This window comes from Conservatibacter flavescens, from assembly GCF_002795425.1.
GTDB lineage: Bacteria > Pseudomonadota > Gammaproteobacteria > Enterobacterales > Pasteurellaceae > Conservatibacter > Conservatibacter flavescens.
In genome coordinates this window covers 34,955-53,681 of record NZ_PHHA01000003.1, presented here as the reverse complement: position 1 = coordinate 53,681, position 18,727 = coordinate 34,955, and the positions used below count along the sequence as shown (strand labels likewise).

The 18,727-nt window shown below is 40.3% G+C and carries 19 protein-coding genes; 15 read left to right on the top strand and 4 right to left on the bottom strand.

All coding sequences use genetic code 11. The features are described from left to right. Nucleotides 1–48: 48 nt before the first annotated feature. The 5 genes from fucI (at nucleotide 49) to fucP (CVP05_RS02175) (ending at nucleotide 5,741) form a co-directional block, all read left to right on the top strand. A complete protein-coding gene (gene fucI / locus CVP05_RS02195) occupies nucleotides 49–1,803 on the top strand; it encodes an L-fucose isomerase (RefSeq protein WP_100287932.1) in 1,755 nt (584 codons plus the stop codon). 82 nt (nucleotides 1,804–1,885) lie between these two features. Beyond that, nucleotides 1,886–3,292, top strand: a complete 1,407-nt coding sequence (gene fucK / locus CVP05_RS02190; RefSeq protein ID WP_100287931.1) for an L-fuculokinase — start codon at nucleotides 1,886–1,888, stop codon at nucleotides 3,290–3,292. Between the two features lie 10 nt (nucleotides 3,293–3,302). Beyond that, nucleotides 3,303–3,737 (top strand): L-fucose mutarotase, encoded by a 435-nt coding sequence (fucU, locus tag CVP05_RS02185; RefSeq protein ID WP_100287930.1) that lies wholly within the window; start codon nucleotides 3,303–3,305, stop codon nucleotides 3,735–3,737. A gap of 21 nt (nucleotides 3,738–3,758) precedes the next feature. Then, nucleotides 3,759–4,409 (top strand): L-fuculose-phosphate aldolase, encoded by a 651-nt coding sequence (fucA, locus tag CVP05_RS02180; RefSeq protein WP_100287929.1) that lies wholly within the window; start codon nucleotides 3,759–3,761, stop codon nucleotides 4,407–4,409. A gap of 45 nt (nucleotides 4,410–4,454) precedes the next feature. Continuing rightward, the gene (gene fucP, locus CVP05_RS02175; protein ID WP_100287928.1) at nucleotides 4,455–5,741 is read left to right on the top strand and encodes an L-fucose:H+ symporter permease; all 1,287 of its coding nucleotides are present in this window, start codon (nucleotides 4,455–4,457) and stop codon (nucleotides 5,739–5,741) included. Between the two features lie 45 nt (nucleotides 5,742–5,786). On the opposite strand, the gene deoR is transcribed toward fucP (CVP05_RS02175), so the two are convergent. Further along, a complete protein-coding gene (gene deoR / locus CVP05_RS02170) occupies nucleotides 5,787–6,491 on the bottom strand; it encodes a DNA-binding transcriptional repressor DeoR (protein WP_100287927.1) in 705 nt (234 codons plus the stop codon). A gap of 18 nt (nucleotides 6,492–6,509) precedes the next feature. Further along, nucleotides 6,510–7,184 carry a deoxyribose-phosphate aldolase gene (gene deoC / locus CVP05_RS02165; RefSeq protein ID WP_100287926.1) on the bottom strand — a complete coding sequence of 225 codons (675 nt, stop codon included), beginning with the start codon at nucleotides 7,182–7,184 and terminating at the stop codon, nucleotides 6,510–6,512. Between the two features lie 163 nt (nucleotides 7,185–7,347). Here deoC and rbsK point away from each other — a divergent pair, with 163 nt between their 5' ends. The 3 genes from rbsK to CVP05_RS02150 are packed head-to-tail and all read left to right on the top strand — an operon-like array spanning nucleotide 7,348 to nucleotide 10,593. Next, on the top strand, nucleotides 7,348–8,271 hold the full coding sequence (gene rbsK, locus CVP05_RS02160; RefSeq protein WP_100287925.1) for a ribokinase: 924 nt from the start codon (nucleotides 7,348–7,350) through the stop codon (nucleotides 8,269–8,271). Nucleotides 8,272–8,280: 9 nt separating this feature from the next. Continuing rightward, nucleotides 8,281–9,567 carry an L-fucose:H+ symporter permease gene (fucP, locus tag CVP05_RS02155; RefSeq protein ID WP_100287924.1) on the top strand — a complete coding sequence of 429 codons (1,287 nt, stop codon included), beginning with the start codon at nucleotides 8,281–8,283 and terminating at the stop codon, nucleotides 9,565–9,567. A 12-nt stretch (nucleotides 9,568–9,579) separates the two neighbouring features. Next, a complete protein-coding gene (locus tag CVP05_RS02150) occupies nucleotides 9,580–10,593 on the top strand; it encodes an aldose 1-epimerase family protein (protein ID WP_100287923.1) in 1,014 nt (337 codons plus the stop codon). Between the two features lie 62 nt (nucleotides 10,594–10,655). On the opposite strand, the gene CVP05_RS02145 is transcribed toward CVP05_RS02150, so the two are convergent. Continuing rightward, nucleotides 10,656–11,159, bottom strand: coding sequence for a DUF2301 domain-containing membrane protein (locus tag CVP05_RS02145; RefSeq protein WP_100287922.1), 504 nt, complete (start codon nucleotides 11,157–11,159; stop codon nucleotides 10,656–10,658). A 133-nt stretch (nucleotides 11,160–11,292) separates the two neighbouring features. Between CVP05_RS02145 and CVP05_RS02140 the strand changes: the two genes are divergently transcribed. The 6 genes from CVP05_RS02140 (at nucleotide 11,293) to CVP05_RS02115 (ending at nucleotide 15,828) form a co-directional block, all read left to right on the top strand. After that, entirely contained in the window at nucleotides 11,293–11,658 is a 366-nt protein-coding gene (locus CVP05_RS02140; protein WP_100287921.1) for a NirD/YgiW/YdeI family stress tolerance protein, read from the top strand. Nucleotides 11,659–11,804: 146 nt separating this feature from the next. Next, nucleotides 11,805–12,917: an aspartate-semialdehyde dehydrogenase gene (gene asd / locus CVP05_RS02135; RefSeq protein WP_100287920.1), complete on the top strand. Its 1,113-nt coding sequence runs from the start codon at nucleotides 11,805–11,807 to the stop codon at nucleotides 12,915–12,917. 67 nt (nucleotides 12,918–12,984) lie between these two features. Further along, nucleotides 12,985–13,401 carry a GFA family protein gene (locus tag CVP05_RS02130; protein ID WP_100287919.1) on the top strand — a complete coding sequence of 139 codons (417 nt, stop codon included), beginning with the start codon at nucleotides 12,985–12,987 and terminating at the stop codon, nucleotides 13,399–13,401. Nucleotides 13,402–13,426: 25 nt separating this feature from the next. Beyond that, nucleotides 13,427–14,365 (top strand): alpha/beta fold hydrolase, encoded by a 939-nt coding sequence (locus tag CVP05_RS02125; RefSeq protein ID WP_100287918.1) that lies wholly within the window; start codon nucleotides 13,427–13,429, stop codon nucleotides 14,363–14,365. A gap of 122 nt (nucleotides 14,366–14,487) precedes the next feature. Then, nucleotides 14,488–15,282 (top strand): mechanosensitive ion channel family protein, encoded by a 795-nt coding sequence (locus CVP05_RS02120; protein WP_423739118.1) that lies wholly within the window; start codon nucleotides 14,488–14,490, stop codon nucleotides 15,280–15,282. Between the two features lie 21 nt (nucleotides 15,283–15,303). Then, entirely contained in the window at nucleotides 15,304–15,828 is a 525-nt protein-coding gene (locus CVP05_RS02115; RefSeq protein WP_207761340.1) for a protein disulfide oxidoreductase, read from the top strand. Here the strand turns inward: CVP05_RS02115 and metJ are convergent. Continuing rightward, nucleotides 15,825–16,142 (bottom strand): met regulon transcriptional regulator MetJ, encoded by a 318-nt coding sequence (gene metJ / locus CVP05_RS02110; RefSeq protein WP_100287917.1) that lies wholly within the window; start codon nucleotides 16,140–16,142, stop codon nucleotides 15,825–15,827. The genes CVP05_RS02115 and metJ overlap by 4 nt on opposite strands. A 173-nt stretch (nucleotides 16,143–16,315) precedes the next feature. Between metJ and metL the strand changes: the two genes are divergently transcribed. After that, on the top strand, nucleotides 16,316–18,727 hold the full coding sequence (gene metL / locus CVP05_RS02105; protein WP_100287916.1) for a bifunctional aspartate kinase/homoserine dehydrogenase II: 2,412 nt from the start codon (nucleotides 16,316–16,318) through the stop codon (nucleotides 18,725–18,727).

Below are 18,727 nucleotides of genomic sequence, written 5' to 3'. Positions count from 1 at the left end.
AAATCCAGCTTTTCTCAATCCCTTCAACTTCACTTATAGGAGAAGAATATGGCTATGTCAGTAAAAATTGGTATTCGTCCGACCATTGATGGTCGTCGTATGGGAGTAAGAGAGTCTCTTGAAGTTCAAACAATGAATATGGCGAAATCGGTAGCACGGTTATTAGAAAGCCACATTCGCCACCCAGACGGCTCTTTTGTTGAATGTGTTATTGCGGATTCAACTATTGGTGGTGTCGCGGAAGCAGCCGCCTGTGCAGAGAAATTTAAACTGAGTAATGTTGGTTTAACCATAACCGTCACACCTTGTTGGTGTTATGGTTCAGAAACCATTGATATGGATCCGCATATGCCAAAGGCAATTTGGGGATTTAATGGTACAGAACGTCCAGGCGCGGTGTATTTGGCGGCGGCTTTAGCGGGGCATTCACAGATGGGATTACCCGCGTTTGCTATTTATGGTGAAGAAGTTCAGGACGCAGATGATATTTCGATCCCTGATGATGTTCGGGAAAAGTTACTGCGTTTTGCTCGCGCAGGCCTAACTGTTGCGAATATTCGAGGCAAATCTTATTTATCTATTGGTTCGGTTTCCATGGGGATTGCCGGTTCGATTGTCGACCAACAGTTCTTTCAAGAATATCTAGGTATGCGCAATGAATATGTGGATATGACTGAGATTAAACGTCGTTTAGATCGTCAAATTTACGATGAACAGGAAGTAGAACTCGCAATGTCTTGGGTAAAAAGCTATTGTCAGGAAGGGATTGATGTGAATAATCGATCGCATCCATGCACGCCTGAAGAACGTGAAAAACTCTGGGAAGATGTAGTCAAAATGACGATGATTACTCGTGATTTAATGGTAGGGAATGCCAAATTAGCCGAGCTTAACTACATAGAAGAATCTTTAGGACACAATGCGATTGCGGCTGGTTTTCAGGGGCAGCGCCAATGGACAGATCATTTGCCGAATGGCGATTTTATGGAGGCTATTCTCAATTCAACCTATGATTGGAACGGTGTTCGTTCCCCTTATATTTTAGCAACGGAAAATGACAGTTTAAACGGCGTGTGTATGCTGTTTGGTAATCAATTAACTGGGCAGGCACAAATCTTTGCCGATGTGCGCACCTATTGGAGTCCAAGTGCGGTGGAAAAAGCAACGGGTTTTCGCCCTGAGTCGGGTTTTATTCATCTTATTAATTCAGGTTCAGCAGCCTTAGATGGCACGGGACAACATAGAGATAACAACGGTAAGCCGACTATCAAGCCCGCGTGGGAAGTCACAGAGGAGGAGGGTAAGCGTTGCCTTGAACATACCCGTTGGTGTCCTGCGGTACAGGAATATTTTCGTGGAGGTGGCCTGTCTTCCCAGTTTACGACAAAAGGTGGCATGCCATTTACTATGCATCGTATCAATATTATCAAAGGGTTAGGGCCGGTATTGCAAATTGCAGAAGGTTGGTCAATTGATTTACCAGAACATGTTCATGAAACCTTGATGAAACGCACCAATGAAACTTGGCCTTGTACGTGGTTTGTGCCACGCCTTACGGGTAAAGGCACCTTTACGGATATATATTCTGTTATGGCAAATTGGGGCGCGAATCATTGTGTGGCGACTTATGGGCATGTGGGCGCGGATTTGATTACGCTGGCTGCGATGTTGCGCATTCCAGTCTGTATGCATAATTTGACAGATAAAGAGATTTTTCGCCCAAGTGCTTGGAACAGTTTTGGGCAAGACAAAGAAGGACAGGATTATCGAGCCTGTGCTAACTTTGGCCCGCTATATAAATAAATCCTATCAGTAGGGACGTCCCTGCTTCCTAATCAATTTAGATAAAAAGTGCGGTTGTATAGACCGCGCTTAGGGAGTTTTTATGGCTATTGTTCTGATTTTTGACTGTGGTGCAACAAATTTACGTACTATTGCTATCAATGAAAAGGGCAAAATCTTGGCTTCTTGTCATTTGCCCAATGCTACTCAAACCGGTGCTGAACAGCCGAATTACCATGTTTGGGATTTTGAGGAAATCTGGCAAAAATTGCTCTATTGTGCGGAACGTACATTAGGTCAGCTTAAACAGCGTGCTGAACTTACAGAGGTTGTTGGTATTTCTGTGACGACTTTTGGGGTTGATGGTGCGCCTTTCGATCATAAAGGCAGACAGCTTTATCCTATTATTTCATGGAAATGTCCCCGTACTATTCCCATTATGGCTAACCTTAGCCAGTATCTTGATGTAGAAAAACTCTATCAGCGTAATGGAATCGGTCAGTACAGCTTTAATACATTATTTAAATTGCTGTGGCTAAAAGAGCGACAACCTGAAGTGTTTGCCAATATGGATAAATGGGTATTTATTTCCTCTATGTTAACTCAACGTTTGACAGGGGAATTTACTACGGATCGCACGATGGCGGGAACCTCAATGATGACTGAATTAGCGACCGAAAACTGGGATGTAGAGGTATTAGCCCAGTTGGGTTTAACGCCTAGTCACTTTCCTCGCATGGTCAACACGGGTGAAAAAATAGGTGAATTATCGACCGCACTTTGTAAACAGTTGGGGCTGCATTCTGTGCCTGTTATTTCCTGTGGTCATGATACCCAGTTTGCGATTTTTGGATCTGGGGCCGGGTTGAATCAGCCTGTTTTAAGTTCAGGCACATGGGAGATTTTAATGTCTCGTACTGCTCAAGCTAAGCCATCTTTCGAATTTATGTCACAGGGGTTAACAACAGAATTTGACATCAAACCTACTTATTTCACGCCAGCGGTGCAGTGGGTAGGTTCCGGTGTGATTGAATGGATCGGTAAGTTGCTGTTCCCTGATGTTTTCGGAACGAAAACCTATTACACCACAATGATGGCTGAAGGCGAAAATGCCCATCAAAGTGCGGTTAATTTTGATGGTATTTTTCACCAAATTGGTCAAGGCAAGATAACAGGGCTTTCGGTTTCTACTACGCGGGGTGAAGTCTATCGTGCCGCATTGGAATATATGGCAAATCAATTAAAAAATGGTTTGCAGATGTTACAACAAGTGAGCGATTTCAAGGCGACAAGTATTATTTGCGTAGGAGGCGGATCGAAAAATCCGCTTTGGAATCAAATTCGTGCCAATACACTCAATTTACCCATTGATATTGTTGATGTTGCAGAAAGTACGGTATTGGGTGCAGCAATGTGTACATTAGCCGCTGTTGGCGTTTATGGCTCTCCTGATGAGGCGCAGCAAGCCATGAAACCAAAATATTATCGTATTTATCCTAATCATCATTAAAGGAGGCGTTATGTTAAAAGGTATTCACCCAGCTATTTCACCTGAGCTTTTAAAAAACTTAGCAGAGATGGGACATGGCGATGAAATTGTGCTTGCTGATGCCCATTTTCCCGCACATCAACTACATCACAATGTGATTCGAGCCGATGGTATTACCGTGAGCACATTATTAACGGCAATAAGTCCATTATTTGAGTATGACAGTTATGTCGATGCACCCTTAGTCATGATGGATGCTGTCGATGGAGACAGTCTCGATCAGCAAGTTGAGCAAAACTACCTTCATGCCATTCAACAATCTGTAGGCGCAGCGCCTAATTTAGCACGAATAGAGCGTTTCGCTTTTTATGAACGAGCCAAGCAAGCTTACGTTGTTGTTATTACAGGCGAAACAGCGAAATACGGCAATATTATTTTGAAAAAAGGTGTCACACCTATTCAATAATATCAAGATGAGGAACAGAAAATGAATAATCGAGCAACTCTTTCACGTCAAATTATCCACACCTGTCTTGAAATGACAAGATTAGGGCTAAATCAGGGAACTGCAGGGAATGTTAGCGTACGCTACCAGGACGGTATGCTTATCACGCCAACAGGAATGCCTTATGAGCGTATGACCGAAGAGGCTATCGTTTATGTGGATCAACAAGGTAAACATGAGGCGGGAAAATTGCCTTCAAGTGAATGGCAGTTTCATTTAGCCGTGTATAACGCGCGTCAAGATGTGAATGCCGTTGTCCATAATCATGCCCTTAATTGTACTGCGGTCGCTATCTTGGGAAAACCTATCCCGCCGATTCATTATATGATAGCAGTCGGTGGTTCCGACCATATTCCCTGTGTCCCCTATGCGACTTTTGGCTCGCAGACGTTAGCTAATTATGTCTATGACGGTATTAAAACATCAAAAGCGATTTTACTGGCTCATCATGGCTTAATTGCAGCTGAAGAAAATTTAGATAAAGCCCTGTGGCTTGCTCATGAGGTAGATGTACTTGCCGCATGGTATCTCAAATTACTTGCCACAGGTTTAGACATTCCGGTTTTATCCTCCGAAGAGATTCAAGTTGTATTGGAAAAGTTTAAATCTTATGGACTAAGAATCGAAGAATAGTGATGTTTAACTCATTGTGTAAATTCATTTAAGAAGGAATATCCTATGACCGCAAAAGTACTTGAAAAGAAATATGTTATCCCTTTTATCTTAATTACCAGCTTATTTGCTTTATGGGGATTTGCTAATGATATTACAAATCCAATGGTGGCTGTATTCCAAACGGTAATGGAAATTCCGGCATCTGAGGCTGCCTTAATTCAATTTGCATTCTACGGTGGTTATGGCACGATGGCAATTCCTGCAGCAATTTTTGCTAGTCGCTACAGTTATAAAGCTGGCATTATGTTTGGTTTGGTGTTGTATGCCATCGGTGCGTTTTTATTTTGGCCGGCCGCAAGCTATGAGCAATTTATCTTCTTTTTATTCTCTCTTTATATTTTAACATTTGGTTTAGCGTTTTTAGAAACGACGGCCAATCCTTATATTCTTGCCATGGGCGATCCGCAAACGGCAACACGTCGTTTGAATTTTGCACAGTCTTTTAATCCATTAGGTTCGATCACGGGAATGTTTGTGGCTTCTCAATGGGTTTTGGCTAACTTGGAATCCGACAAACGAGATGCGGCGGGCAACCTCATCTTTAGCACTTTAGATACGGCACAAAAAGCGGTGATTAAAACCCATGATCTTGAAATTATTCGTAATCCTTATGTGATTTTAGGGGTTGTTGTCCTCGTTATTTTGATTGTGATAGGGCTTTATAAAATGCCTGCGGTGAAAGTGGAAGAAAATGCTAAAATTTCCTTTGGCGAAGGATTTAAACGCTTAGTCGCTAACACGAAATATCGTGAAGGTGTGATAGCCCAAGTTTTTTATGTGGGTGTACAAATTATGTGTTGGACGTTTATTGTACAATATGCAGAACGTTTAGGATTTACAAAAGCGGAGGGACAAAATTTCAACATTATTGCGATGGCATTATTTATCTGTAGCCGTTTTATTGCTACGAGTTTAATGAAATATCTTAAAGCCGAATTGATGTTGTTACTTTTTGCCTTAGGGGGCTTCTTGAGTATTTTAGGCGTTATTTTTATTGATGGAATTTGGGGCTTATATTGTTTAATTCTCACTTCTGGTTTTATGTCCCTTATGTTCCCAACGATTTATGGCATTGCATTACAAGGGTTACGAGAAGAATCGACACTGGGTGCCGCAGGATTAGTCATGGCAATCGTGGGTGGGGCGCTTATGCCGTCATTGCAAGGTATGATTATCGATCAAGGTGAAGTGATGGGTATTCCAGCGATTAATTTTTCTTTTGTCTTACCGTTGATTTGTTTTGTTATCATTGCTATTTACGGTTTCAGAACATGGAAAATATTAAAATAATATAAGAAAAAAGGAAGAAAATGTACCGCACTTTCTTCCTTATTTTTACTGTGAAATCACTACATCGAACTCATCTAATTCACCAATATAGGCTTTTTGTACTTTATTTATTTTCGATTGATCAAAGACTAGAATAGTTTGCTTGGCTTTTGCCATTGCCTGATGTTTGATTTTTACTTCATCAAAATTAAAACATGTGACACCGTGTTTTTCATCAACCCCAGCGGCGGAAATAAAGGCTTTAGAGGTGCAAATACTTTTTAATTCATTTGCGACACTGATAGGTGAAAAGAAGGAGTTGCTGCGTGAATATTGTCCCCCACACAAAATAACGTCACATTGGCTTTTTTCCTGCAAAATCATAAAGGTATTTATTGAACAGCAAACGGCTGTAAATTTGATGTCATTGGGGATTTGCGAGGCAATAAAAGGAATAGTCGAGCCGCAGTCGAAAAAAATAATATCATTTTCCTCCACTAAAGCTGCCGCTTTTTTCCCAATTTCCATTTTTTCCGCAATATGTTTGGTTTGTTGTTCTAGAATGAAGTAATTATGGGGATTAACGTGTTGTGAGTCTTTAACAATGTACCCTCCCAATAAAACGAGTGCGCTATTTTGTTGATTCAGATCGCGTCGAATGGTCATTTCTGAAACATTTAAAATTTCAGCCGCATCACGCAGATGGATTTTATCCATCTGCTTAAGCAAAAATTCTAATTTTTGGATTCTTGCACTTACTTTATTGTCCATGGCTAATCCCTAAAATGGTTAATAATTACTGGAATTATCCTGCAAACCGTGAACAATCGCAATCCCTGCACTGGCACCAATACGGGTCGCGCCAGCATTAATCATCGCCATAGCGGTTGCACTATCACGCACGCCACCAGAAGCTTTCACCCCAATATGAGGACCGACAGTATTGCGCATTAGGGCGATATCTTCAACAGTGGCGCCGCCCTTATTAAAACCTGTTGATGTTTTAACAAATCCCACATTCAATGCTTTGCAAATTTCACATGCTTGAATAATTTCTGCTTTGGTTAATAAGCAGGTTTCTAAAATAACTTTGAGCAATACACCGTTACAGGCTTTAAGTACTTGTTCAATATCCTCTTTCACGCCTTGCCAGTTACCCGATTTAATCCAGCCTACATTGATGACCATATCGATTTCCTCTGCGCCCATCTTAATCGCATCTTGGGTTTCAAATGCTTTCACCGCAGTGGAGTTTGCACCTAATGGAAATCCAATGACTGTGCAAATTTTCACATTGCTATGTTGTAGTTTTTGTTTTGCTAATGGAATATGACAAGGGTTAATACAAACAGAGTAAAACTGATGTTCTAGTGCTTCATCACATAATTTAATAATATCCTGCTCGTTTTTTTCCGCAGTTAGAGCCGTATGATCAATGTATTGCGCAATATTTTCTACTTGCATATCTCTTCTCCTTCTTTGAGATTATTTCAGGTTTATTTATATCATACACCATGAATTTTTCAAAACTGTGATCTGTGTAACTTTTTTAACATTTTATTTATTATATAGTATTTTTATTATTATTTGTTATTTTAATAACATTATTATCATTAGGAGGGTAACAATGGATATTGCTGTTATTGGGTCAAATATGGTTGATCTTATCGCGTATATTAATGATATGCCGAAAATGGGGGAAACCTTAGAAGCGCCTGATTTCAAAATGGGTTGTGGTGGTAAAGGGGCAAACCAAGCGGTTGCTGCAGCGACATTAGGGGCAAAGGTTATGATGCTGACTAAAGTGGGCGATGATATATTTGCGGAAAACACTATTCGAAATTTGAAACAATATGGGATTAATACGGACTATGTCGAATCCGTAGAGGGAGTGTCTAGCGGTGTTGCGCCTATTTTTGTGGATCAATCCTCGCAAAACCGGATTTTAATTATCAAAGGGGCAAATCAATATTTAAAGCCTGCTGATATTGATCGCGCAGCAGAGCAGTTAAAACAATGTAAACTCTTTATTCTACAACTCGAAATTCCGTTAGAAACTGTTTATTACGCCATTGATTTTGCCAATTCACATGGTATTCAAGTGATTTTAAATCCTGCACCAGCAAGTAAAACCTTAGATATTCGTTATGCTTGTCATTGTGATTTTTTTATGCCGAATGAAACGGAACTTGAAATTTTAACGGGCTTACCGGTACAAAGCATGGAGGAAATTCAAGCGGCTGCCAGTGTGCTCTTATCTAAAGGGTTAAAAAATTTGATTGTCACATTAGGGGATAAAGGGGCTGTTTGGTTAACGGAGGATAAGAAAGTCTTTATTGAGCCTTATCCGGTTAAGGCGGTGGATACGAGTGGCGCAGGAGATGCGTTTATTGGCTGTTTTGCTTATCACTATATCCAATCACACGATATTGCAGAATCAATGAAAATGGCGTCTTTATTTGCGGCATATAGCGTAACAGGACAGGGCACACAATCTTCTTACCCAAATAAAGATCAATTTGAACAATTGAAACAACAACATCAATGTTAGGGGGAGTTTATGAAAAATATCATTCAAATGCCGGATGGTTATTTAAATAGAACACCGCTTTTCCAGTTTATTTTATTATCTTGCTTATTTCCTCTTTGGGGCGCGGCTGCCAGCTTAAATGACATTCTCATCACCCAGTTTAAAAGTGTATTTACGCTCAGTGATTTCGCGAGTGCATTAGTGCAAAGTGCATTTTATGGTGGCTATTTTCTCATCGCCATTCCAGCTTCATTAGTCATTAAAAAAACCAGCTATAAAATTGCAATACTTATTGGGTTAACACTGTATATTGTGGGCTGTTCCATGTTCTATCCTGCTTCGCATATGGCAACCTATACGATGTTTTTAGCGGCAATTTTTTCTATTGCCATTGGTTTAAGTTTCTTAGAAACTGCGGCGAATACCTATAGTTCAATGATTGGCCATAAAGATTATGCTACATTAAGGCTTAATATCAGCCAAACTTTCTACCCTGTAGGCGCGATTGCCGGTATTTTGTTAGGAAAATATCTTATTTTCCAAGAAGGGGCGAGTTTGCATGAGCAAATGGCTGGTATGACACCTGAGCAAATTCATGACTTTAAATTGGCCATGCTAGAACATACGTTACAGCCCTATAAATATCTGATTTTTGTGCTCATTGGTGTGACTTTATTGTTTTTAATCACTCAATTCCCTAAATGCAAAACAGCGCAAGATACCCTCAATAAAAAAGATATTCATTTTATCGACACTTTAAAGTACTTAGCCAAAAATACACCGTTTAAGAAAGGAATCATCGCGCAATTTTTATATGTGGGAATGCAGGTGGCGGTGTGGTCTTTTACGATTCGTTTAGCGCTGACGCTAAGCGACATGAATGAACGGGAGGCCTCAAATTTTATGGTATATAGTTTTATTGGATTTTTTGTGGGTAAATTTGTAGCCAATTTCTTAATGACTAAGTTCAAATCTGAGTTAGTGCTACTTGGGTATTCCATTTTGGGGGTTATCGCCTTGGCATATACTGCGTTTATCCATGATTTCTCAGCGGTTTATGCGGCCATTTTCGCGAGCGTATTATTTGGGCCTTGTTGGGCAACGATTTATGCTTCAGTGTTAGAAACCGTTGAACAAGAACATCGCGAAGTTGCGGGCGCTGTGGTGGTGATGTCGATTATCGGTGCCGCCGTTGTTCCTGCGATTCATGGCTATGTTTCAGATGTACTCGGCTCATTGCAGCTTGCATTTATTGTGCCGTTATTTTGTTTTGTGTATGTGGGTTATTACTTCTTTGATAAGTATAGAACACAATAATCAGGAGGGAATATGTCTAGCTACATTTATTTATCAAAACAACAGTTTTCTGAAAAACCACAAATTATCTTTCGCAATGGGGAATTTACCGTAACAAGTTTCAAATTTTCTAGTGGTATCGAAGGGCTTAACCTATCAAATAGTCAAGGGTTTATCACTGTGTTACCTTTCTATGGCCAAATCATTTGGGAAGCGGAATTTCGAGGACATAATCTGAAAATGAAGAACATGTTCACCGAACCCAAATGGGGGAATAATATTATTGATACTTATGGTTGTTTCGCTTTTCATTCTGGTTTGATCCGTAATGGTTGTCCAAGTCCTGATGATGATCATGCTTTGCATGGTGAAATGCCTTGTGCGCCTATGGATAAGGCGTGGTTAATTCTTGAAGATAATCGTCTTGGTGTTGGTGGCAGCGTTGAATATGTGAAAGGATTTGGGGACCACTATCTTGCGGAACCTCAAGTTATGTTACATTCCCACAGTACTTTGTTTGATATACGTATGCAAGTCACGAACCTCGCGAATGTAGACATGCCTTTACAATATATGTGCCACATGAATTATTGTTATGAACACGGAGCAACATTTAGTCAAAATATCCCTGACAGTGCGATAGTTTTACGTGAAAGCATTCCGGCACATGTTACGCCTACTGCTCAGTGGTTAGCGTTCAATGAAAAATTGAAACAAGGTGAACATACTTTAAACGGCTTAGAAAATGATGCATTGTATAATCCTGAAATCGTGTTTTTTATGGATAACTTACAGCAATATCAAGCGCATTTAGAGTATAAAATGGTTTCACCGGCTGGGCATAGTTACGTTACACGTTTTTCTTCGGCACAATTTAATTATGCGACTCGTTGGATTTTATATAATGAGGATCAACAAGTGGGGGCTTTTGTTCTGCCGGCAACTTGTCGTCCAGAAGGTTTTTTAGCAGCCAAACAATCAGGGAGTTTGATTATGCTTAAACCACATGAAACGCGATGTTTTGAGGTGACGACTGGGATTGCTTAGTCCCCAGTAGGCAATAAAAAGAAGAAAATGCACCGCACTTTCTTCTTTTTTTAGGCATAGCCTTAGACTTCGTATTTACGCTTATCGCCAATATCAAAATGTAAAGGCATGCGCCATTTTTGTATGCTCAAGAGGAGTAAAAGGGCGGCGATAATGAGAGATAGAATTTGAACACCAATCATAAAATGGGCTTGGAGGCATAACCATAACAAAGCAAAAAATACACTTTGAGCGTTTAATCCGGGTATTCTGAAACAATAATATTCTTTAAAACATAACCCACCTAAGGTGACAAAAGCCCCATCTAACGCAAGATTTGGAAAGCCGAAAACAAAGAGGATTAAGGCGGTCCATGTTGCCATTTGTAGTAGCAAGCGAAATTGCTTGAGATAAATGTGTAATGAGGAAGCACAGCAGCTCGCAGCAAGTAAAATACCGAGTTCTGCACGTGGATAATAGGGCAGTAGTGCGACGGAAAGTGTCGCAATGACAAAGCCTGTGCGGTAAATGATTACGGTAAGATAATCCCAAATGTCCATCGGGGATTGAATATGTGGATCGGCCATAATGTCACCTTAATTTTGCTAATGTTAGATTTCTTAATATTCTCTTAATATTTATGACTATAATAAAACTCATCAAAGCACACAATGTGGTTTGTGTTATTATTCACTGATTTAGGAAATTTAGGAAATCTTTATGAAAAAATTATTAACTGTTACCGCACTTTTAGCGCTTTCAACAACAGCATTTGCAAATTTTAACGATAATGGACAAAACAATGGTGGGTTTGCCGGTCAAGTGCAACAAATGACCGTTGCGCAAGCATTAAAAGCAAAAGATAACAGCTATGTAAGCATTGAAGGAACCATTGCTAAACGTTTGGGCGATGATGATTACTTGTTCCAAGATAATACAGGTACGATTAAAGCTGAAATTGATGATGATGTTTGGCGTAATCAAACGGTAAATCCTACAGATAAAGTTCGTATTTATGGTGAAATTGATAATGAGCGTTTTGAAAAAACCACTATCGATGTGAAACAGCTACAAAAATTAAATTAATTGATGACGCACCGTTTGGTGCGTTTTTTTATATTCATGGAATTTTTTCAACTTTTTTTGAAAATTGCTTGATTTTATATGATATATCTTGTAATTAATGAGTTATGTAAACACATTTCGCATTTTAACTAAAAAAGGAAAGTATCATGAAAAAAGTAGGTTTTGTTGGCTGGCGCGGTATGGTTGGTTCAGTGTTAATGGATCGAATGGTTGAAGAACAGGATTTTGCGAATATTGCGCCAACTTTTTTTACCACTTCACAAGCGGGACAAAAAGCGCCATCATTTGGGGGCAAGGAAGCCGGTGTATTACTCGATGCTAATGACATTGAGGCATTAAAAACTCAAGATATTATCGTGACTTGCCAAGGGGGTGATTATACTAATGCCGTATATCCAAAACTGCGTGCTGCAGGTTGGGAAGGCTATTGGATTGATGCCGCTTCAGCATTACGTATGGAAAAAGAGGCTATTATTGTACTCGACCCAGTGAATCAACATGTGATTTCTGATGGTTTGAAAAACGGTATTAAAACCTTTGTCGGCGGAAACTGTACGGTAAGCCTAATGTTGATGGCAATCGGCGGTTTGTTTGAAAAAGATTTGGTGGAGTGGGTATCGGTTGCCACTTATCAAGCAGCTTCTGGTGCAGGCGCAAAAAATATGCGTGAATTACTCGAACAAATGGGCGAATTGCGTGATGCGGTAAAACCTGAGCTAGCGGATCCGGCTTCTTCTATTTTAGACATTGAACGTAAAGTCACCGCAACTATGCGCGCAGAAGACTTCCCAACGGCAAACTTTGGGGCGGCATTAGGTGGTTCATTGATTCCTTGGATTGATAAATTATTAGACAGTGGCCAAACGAAAGAAGAGTGGAAAGGTTATGCCGAAACCAACAAAATCTTAGGTTTAAGTGATGCGCCAATTCCTGTAGATGGTTTATGTGTGCGTATCGGTGCATTACGTTGCCACAGCCAAGCCTTTACCATTAAATTGAAAAAAGATTTACCATTGGCGGAAATTGAACAAATTATTGCTGCTCATAATGAATGGGTGAAAGTCATTCCAAATGACAAAGAAACGACCCTACGTGAATTAACACCGGCGAAAGTCACAGGCACATTGAGTATCCCTGTCGGTCGCTTGCGTAAACTCAATATGGGGCCTGAATATTTAGCGGCCTTTACTGTAGGGGATCAATTATTATGGGGAGCGGCAGAGCCAATTCGTCGTATTTTAAAACAATTGGTCGTTTAAATGAAAATGGGGTGTGGGGATCACACCCCGATTTATTAATACTCTTTTTATTTTGTGAGGGAATGTTATGCAAGGTCATTGTCTGTGTGGAGCGGTTACATTAACGGCACATTCTAATAAAGCACTCAATGCTTGTCATTGTGGGATTTGCCGTAAGCAAACGGGAGGCGGCGCTGCGTTTTCCCTTCATAGTGAGGGCATTCAGACCACTGGGGACGAGCATATTACCCATTATCAATCTTCTCCGTGGGCAAGTCGCGCGTTTTGTAAAAATTGTGGCACACCATTATATGTACATCTATTGGGGAGTAATGATTATTATGTGGCTGCAGGTATTTTTGATGAACCTGATTTCTCCTTAGCTGCACAACTGTTTATTGATAAAAAGGCGAATTATTATGCTTTGGCTAATGACACGCCTAAAATTACAGAAGCGGAGTTTTTGGCAAAAGTTGCAGCCAAAATGGCACAAAAATCGGAATAATGCACGATCACGATGAGCGTTTAATATGATACGAGAACCTCAATTTTGCGAATTTGCACTCAAAACTTTATTACCATTTGCAGAGCAATTCCCCATTCAGTATCTTCAAGGGCAGCGCCATGTCTCGATTGCTTATCGGCATTTTACCCATGATAGTCCGGAGGTCCGTAAATTATTGATTATTGTTAATGGCCGTGCGGAAAACATGCTGAAATGGACTGAGGTTGCTTTTGATTTTTATCATCAGGGTTATGATGTTCTTGTATTTGATCATCGTGGTCAAGGCTATTCACAGCGTTTGCTTGCGGATCCTGAAAAAGGGTATATCGATGAGTTTCGTTTTTACGCCGAAGATATGCATAAAATTATTGAAAATGTGACCGCACTTTTTCCGTATCAAAGCCAACATTTGCTGGCTCACTCTATGGGGGCATTGATTAGTAGTTTTTATCTGGCAAATTATGATCATCAAATAAAAAGTGCGGTCTTTTCTGCGCCTTTTTTTGGTTTATTATTGCAGCGCCCAATTATCGACGAGTTAGCAATCAATTTAATGATATTATTTGGACAAGGAAAACGTTATGTCTTCGGCAAAACCTCTTATAAACCAGCCCATTTAGACCACAATGATCTGAGTTTCTGTAAAACACGCATGAAATGGCATAATCGAATTCAACGTAAAAATAAGGTTATTCGATTAGGTGGGCCAACCTTTCGTTGGGTACATCTTTGTTTAAACGCCATTAAGCAGTTACCACAGATTTTACCTCGTATTGAAATCCCTGTGCTGATTGTACAGTCGGATCAAGACAAAATTGTGAATAATCAAGACTTGCCTAAATTAACTTCACTTTTACCCAAAGGAGAACTTTGGCGTATCACCGATACAAAGCATGAAGTGCTATTTGAACGTGATTGTGTGCGAGAACAGGCGCTGCAGCGTATTTTTGCGTTCTTTATGTAACAAGCCTAATCGTATATGTTAAAATTGTGTTTTCATTCAACGATAAAAGGGGAAATGCAGTGGCAACAAATACGACACAAAGCGCAGAAAAAATGGATATTCAAGCGCAAATTTCTGCGATTATGGAACAATTGGAGCATATGAACCTCCATTCCTTTTTAACAGATTGGGTTATCCCTTATGGCACAAAAATCCTTTTTGCCATTCTCATTTATTTAGTGGGGAAATCCTTAGCGCGAGTATTGAGCCGCGTGCTCGGCACAGCCGTTGGTCATTCAAGTAAAGATGACATGTTGCAAGGCTTCGTGACTTCAATTAGCTATTTTCTCTTTTTGCTGATTGTCATTATTGCAGCGCTTTCTCAAATCGGGATTAATACTTCCTCTTTAGTCGCTTTAATTGGTGCTGCGGGGTTAGCAGTTGGTTTAGCCTTACAAAACTCACTGCAAAATTTTGCGGCGGGTGTGATGATTTTAATTTTTAAACCTTTTCGTAAGGGAGACTATATCGAAGCCGGTGGGACGGCAGGGAGTGTCCGCCAAATTGGTCTATTGGTTTTAGAATTACGGACAGGGGATAATAAATCGGTATTAGTGCCGAATGGTAAAGTTTTTGCGGATCGTATTACAAATTATTCGCGCAACCAAACGCGACGTGTTGATTTAACATTTGATATTGCCTACGATGTGGATATTGCACAGGCTAAAGAGATTATCAAAAAATGCCTTGAGGAAGAGACACGAATATTAACGAATCCGGCGCCGCTCATTGTGGTGGGTGCATTGACAACCAATTGTGTTCAATTATTTGTGCGCCCTTGGGTGAGAACGGCAGATTATTGGGGCGTTTATTATGGCATAACCGAGAAAGTGAAATTAGCTTTTGATGAAGCCAATATTACGCGATATACCAAATAATTAACTGAATAAGGAATAGAAGTGCGGTCGTTTTTCCATTTATTTTCATTCAAAAAAGGGCTGAAAAATGCCATATTTCTATTACTTATCGTGCAAGGGGCGAGCTTTGCGCTAGATTGGTGGCGCCAGCCTAAAATTCCACAACAAGCGGACCAAATATTATGGCATGATTTGCAACAACGTCCGTTTTTTCTCGCTCAAATGAGTTATGAGCGGCCAACGTTGGTTTATTTTTGGGGAACATGGTGTGGCTATTGCCGGTTGACATCGCCAATGATAAACGAATTATCAGATTCAGGTATACCGGTGGTCACAGTTGCTTTGCGATCCGGCGATAATGCTGCGGTTCAGCACTATTTGGCTGAGCATCAATATCACTTCACAACTGTTAATGATCCCCTTGGACAAATTTCTCAACACTGGCAAGTCTCTGTTACCCCAACCATCATTGCAGTCAAAAACGGTAGAATGCTGTTTGCAACAACGGGGTTAACGAGTAAATGGGGATTAAAAGCGCGGTTATTTTTGGCAGAGTTTTTTGCCTAATACTCCCATGTATCAGGATCAATACCCATTTCACGCATCATGGTTTTCGCCTGCTCAGGGATTTCATCTGAGCGGTCTTTGAGTAAGTCTTGATCTGTTGGCAAAGGCTGTCCAGTAAAAGCATGCAAAAATGCCTCACATAACAACTCACTATTCGTTGCATGGCGTAAGTTTCGAATTTGACGGCGAGTCCGTTCGTTAGTCAAAATTTCTAATACCTTAATGGGAATAGAGACGGTGATTTTTTTGACTTGTTCACTTTTTTTGCCATGCTCTGCATAAGGACTAATATATTTTCCGTCCCAGTTTGCCATAACGTTATCCTAAAGAAATATGAAAATTGTGGATATTCTAAAGAAAAAAACAAAAAATAACAATCTAGACGTCTAGCTTGCTTTTTCTAAATTGAATGAACAGTGGTAAAATAAGTGGCATATCATGCTTAAAAAGCAATTATTCGGATAGCCGATATGAATAAGGTAAGTTTATGAATAGACAATTACATAAATTTGGCGTGACAACGCTTTCAGATGCTGATGGTATTAAACGTATTGTGAGTTTGCTCAAAAAATACGGTCAGCCGAATGATTTAATTGTTGTATCAGCAATGGGAAACACCACATCATTATTAATGAATTGGGTGAATTTATCGAAAGAAAATCCTGTTGAAGCGAACCGCACTTTACAGATGATTCGTCATCAATACCTTATTCATGCCTCAGCGTTATTGAAAAAACCAGAAAGTGTCACTTTGCCATTTTTAGATGATATTCTAACCCTCTCAGCACGATTAGACCAAACACTGACAGAGGCCACCTATGCTGAAATTGTGGGACATGGTGAAATATGGGCAGCACGTTTATTAACCGCCTATTTGAATCAACAGGGAATGCCCGCAGAGTTCATTGATGCACGTCGTTTTCTGACAGCTGAGCGCCATGTGTTACCGACACTCTTAACCGTACCTAGCCAACAAAAATTACAACCTATTTTAACGGAGCATGCGGATAAATACTTAGTGATTAGCGGTTATATCAGCCAAAATGATGCGGGCGAAACCGTCTTGCTGGGGCGGCATGGTGCAGATTACTCCGCAACGAAAACAGCCGCATTAGCAGATATTGAGCAGGTAACGATTTGGGGGGAAATTGCTGGCGTATATAGTGCAGATCCAAATTTAGTCAAAAATGCTTCCCTTCTATCCTTGTTGAGATTAGATGAAGCAACAGAATTGGCTCGCTTGTCAGCGCCTATTTTGCACCCTAACAGCTTGCAGCCAGTGAGTGAAGCGATGTTGAAATTGCGTTTGCGTAGTACGCGAGAGCCCGAAAAAGGGTTTACTCAAGTCGAGCATTTACTCGCTTCCTCTGCGCAAGGGAAAATTGTGACTCATCATAATCAAATAGGGTTGATTGAACTGGTAATTCCATTGAGCCAAGATATTAAACAATGGGAAAACCAATTTTATACTTGGTTGCAGCAGCTCCAACTCAATCCAATGGCACTGTCTCTAGATGAAAACGAGCGCACGTTGAAATTAGTTTATCCGAATGAATTAATTGATGATATTTTTATAAAATTCAAAGGATTGCCTTTGCCAACAGAATCTACGTCTATTCGATATGACTTAGCGATGTTAGGTATTATAGGGGCGAATATCTGTCAAAACTCCTTGCAGATGATGCGGTTTTTTCAGCAAATTAAAAATCAACCTATTGAGCTGATTTGGCAGTCACCACAGAATATTAGTGTTGTGGCTATTTTGAGACAGCCGGTGACACGAGAATTATTAAAGAACGTACATGATGATTTATTTCGCGCCCACAAAACCATTGGGCTTGTGGTATTAGGGAAAGGCGAAGTGGCGAAAACATGGTTACAGCTCTATCAACAAGAGAGAGAAAAAATGGCGGCACGTAGCCATTTTGATTTCACTCTAATGGGCATTGTGGCCAGCCAAAAAGCCTGGTTAGATTATCAAGGCTTATCTCATTTAACTGTGAATCACCTTGATCAACTTTTTGAACAGCATGCGAAAGAGTTACAACCGGCAGAATTGCTCAATTGGTTGAGCTTACACCCTTTTGATGAGTTAGTGTTATTGGATATTACCGCCAGCGATTTTATCGCAGAACATTATATTAATTATGCAAAGCATGGGTTTCATGTAGTGAGTGCAAATAAGCGAGCGGCGGCATTTCCGTTAGGGCGTTATCATCAAATTGAGGAAGCATTTAGCCTTGCGGGGAGTTATTGGCTATATAATGCAACAGTGGGAAGCGGCCTGCCAATTACAACTATTGTGCATGATTTAGTGGAAAGTGGTGACAAAATTCTGTCGGTTGAAGGCACGTTTTCAAACTCTTTAGCTTGGTTATTTTATCAATATGACGGTTCGACACCGTTTTCAGAATTGGTGGAACAGGCTTGGTTACAAGGCTTGATGGAACGTGATCCAAGAGAAGACTTATTCGGTTATGATGCCTTGCGTAAACTTGTGATTACTGCACGTTCTGCTGGCTATGCCTTAGATAATCATACTGTGAAGTGTCATGGATTGATTCCAAAGCAGCTAGCAGATCTTTCGATTACAGATTTTTTTGAACAATTAAGTCAAGTCGATGATGATATTTATCAACGTTATCAAGCCGCGCAAGAAGATGGTTTAGTATTACGCTACATTGCGCGGTTCCACGCGCCAAATCAAGCCACGATTCAACTTGAGGCGATTGATCCTGAAGATAATATCGCGAAAACGTTGCCTGGCGAAAATCTGTTTATGATTAAAAGCCAGTGGTATCGGGATAATCCTTTAGTGATTCACGGTCCAAGTTCGGGGAAAGCGATGACAGCGGGCGCAATTTTGAGTGATTTAAATCGTTTAACGAAATTAATTTAA

What these genes read in the sequence shown, in the direction of transcription:
- deoR (WP_100287927.1), bottom strand. Translation starts at nt 6,491, where the DNA reads ATGGACAATAAAGTAAGTGCAAGAATCCAAAAATTAGAATTTTTGCTT.
- CVP05_RS02125 (WP_100287918.1), top strand. Translation starts at nt 13,427, where the DNA reads ATGATACGAGAACCTCAATTTTGCGAATTTGCACTCAAAACTTTATTA.
- metL (WP_100287916.1), top strand. Translation starts at nt 16,316, where the DNA reads ATGAATAGACAATTACATAAATTTGGCGTGACAACGCTTTCAGATGCT.
- fucP (WP_100287924.1), top strand. Translation starts at nt 8,281, where the DNA reads ATGAAAAATATCATTCAAATGCCGGATGGTTATTTAAATAGAACACCG.
- CVP05_RS02150 (WP_100287923.1), top strand. Translation starts at nt 9,580, where the DNA reads ATGTCTAGCTACATTTATTTATCAAAACAACAGTTTTCTGAAAAACCA.
- metJ (WP_100287917.1), bottom strand. Translation starts at nt 16,142, where the DNA reads ATGGCAAACTGGGACGGAAAATATATTAGTCCTTATGCAGAGCATGGC.
- CVP05_RS02120 (WP_423739118.1), top strand. Translation starts at nt 14,488, where the DNA reads ATGGAACAATTGGAGCATATGAACCTCCATTCCTTTTTAACAGATTGG.
- CVP05_RS02130 (WP_100287919.1), top strand. Translation starts at nt 12,985, where the DNA reads ATGCAAGGTCATTGTCTGTGTGGAGCGGTTACATTAACGGCACATTCT.
- rbsK (WP_100287925.1), top strand. Translation starts at nt 7,348, where the DNA reads ATGGATATTGCTGTTATTGGGTCAAATATGGTTGATCTTATCGCGTAT.
- CVP05_RS02140 (WP_100287921.1), top strand. Translation starts at nt 11,293, where the DNA reads ATGAAAAAATTATTAACTGTTACCGCACTTTTAGCGCTTTCAACAACA.
- CVP05_RS02145 (WP_100287922.1), bottom strand. Translation starts at nt 11,159, where the DNA reads ATGGCCGATCCACATATTCAATCCCCGATGGACATTTGGGATTATCTT.
- fucP (WP_100287928.1), top strand. Translation starts at nt 4,455, where the DNA reads ATGACCGCAAAAGTACTTGAAAAGAAATATGTTATCCCTTTTATCTTA.
- asd (WP_100287920.1), top strand. Translation starts at nt 11,805, where the DNA reads ATGAAAAAAGTAGGTTTTGTTGGCTGGCGCGGTATGGTTGGTTCAGTG.
- fucI (WP_100287932.1), top strand. Translation starts at nt 49, where the DNA reads ATGGCTATGTCAGTAAAAATTGGTATTCGTCCGACCATTGATGGTCGT.
- fucA (WP_100287929.1), top strand. Translation starts at nt 3,759, where the DNA reads ATGAATAATCGAGCAACTCTTTCACGTCAAATTATCCACACCTGTCTT.
- fucK (WP_100287931.1), top strand. Translation starts at nt 1,886, where the DNA reads ATGGCTATTGTTCTGATTTTTGACTGTGGTGCAACAAATTTACGTACT.
- deoC (WP_100287926.1), bottom strand. Translation starts at nt 7,184, where the DNA reads ATGCAAGTAGAAAATATTGCGCAATACATTGATCATACGGCTCTAACT.
- fucU (WP_100287930.1), top strand. Translation starts at nt 3,303, where the DNA reads ATGTTAAAAGGTATTCACCCAGCTATTTCACCTGAGCTTTTAAAAAAC.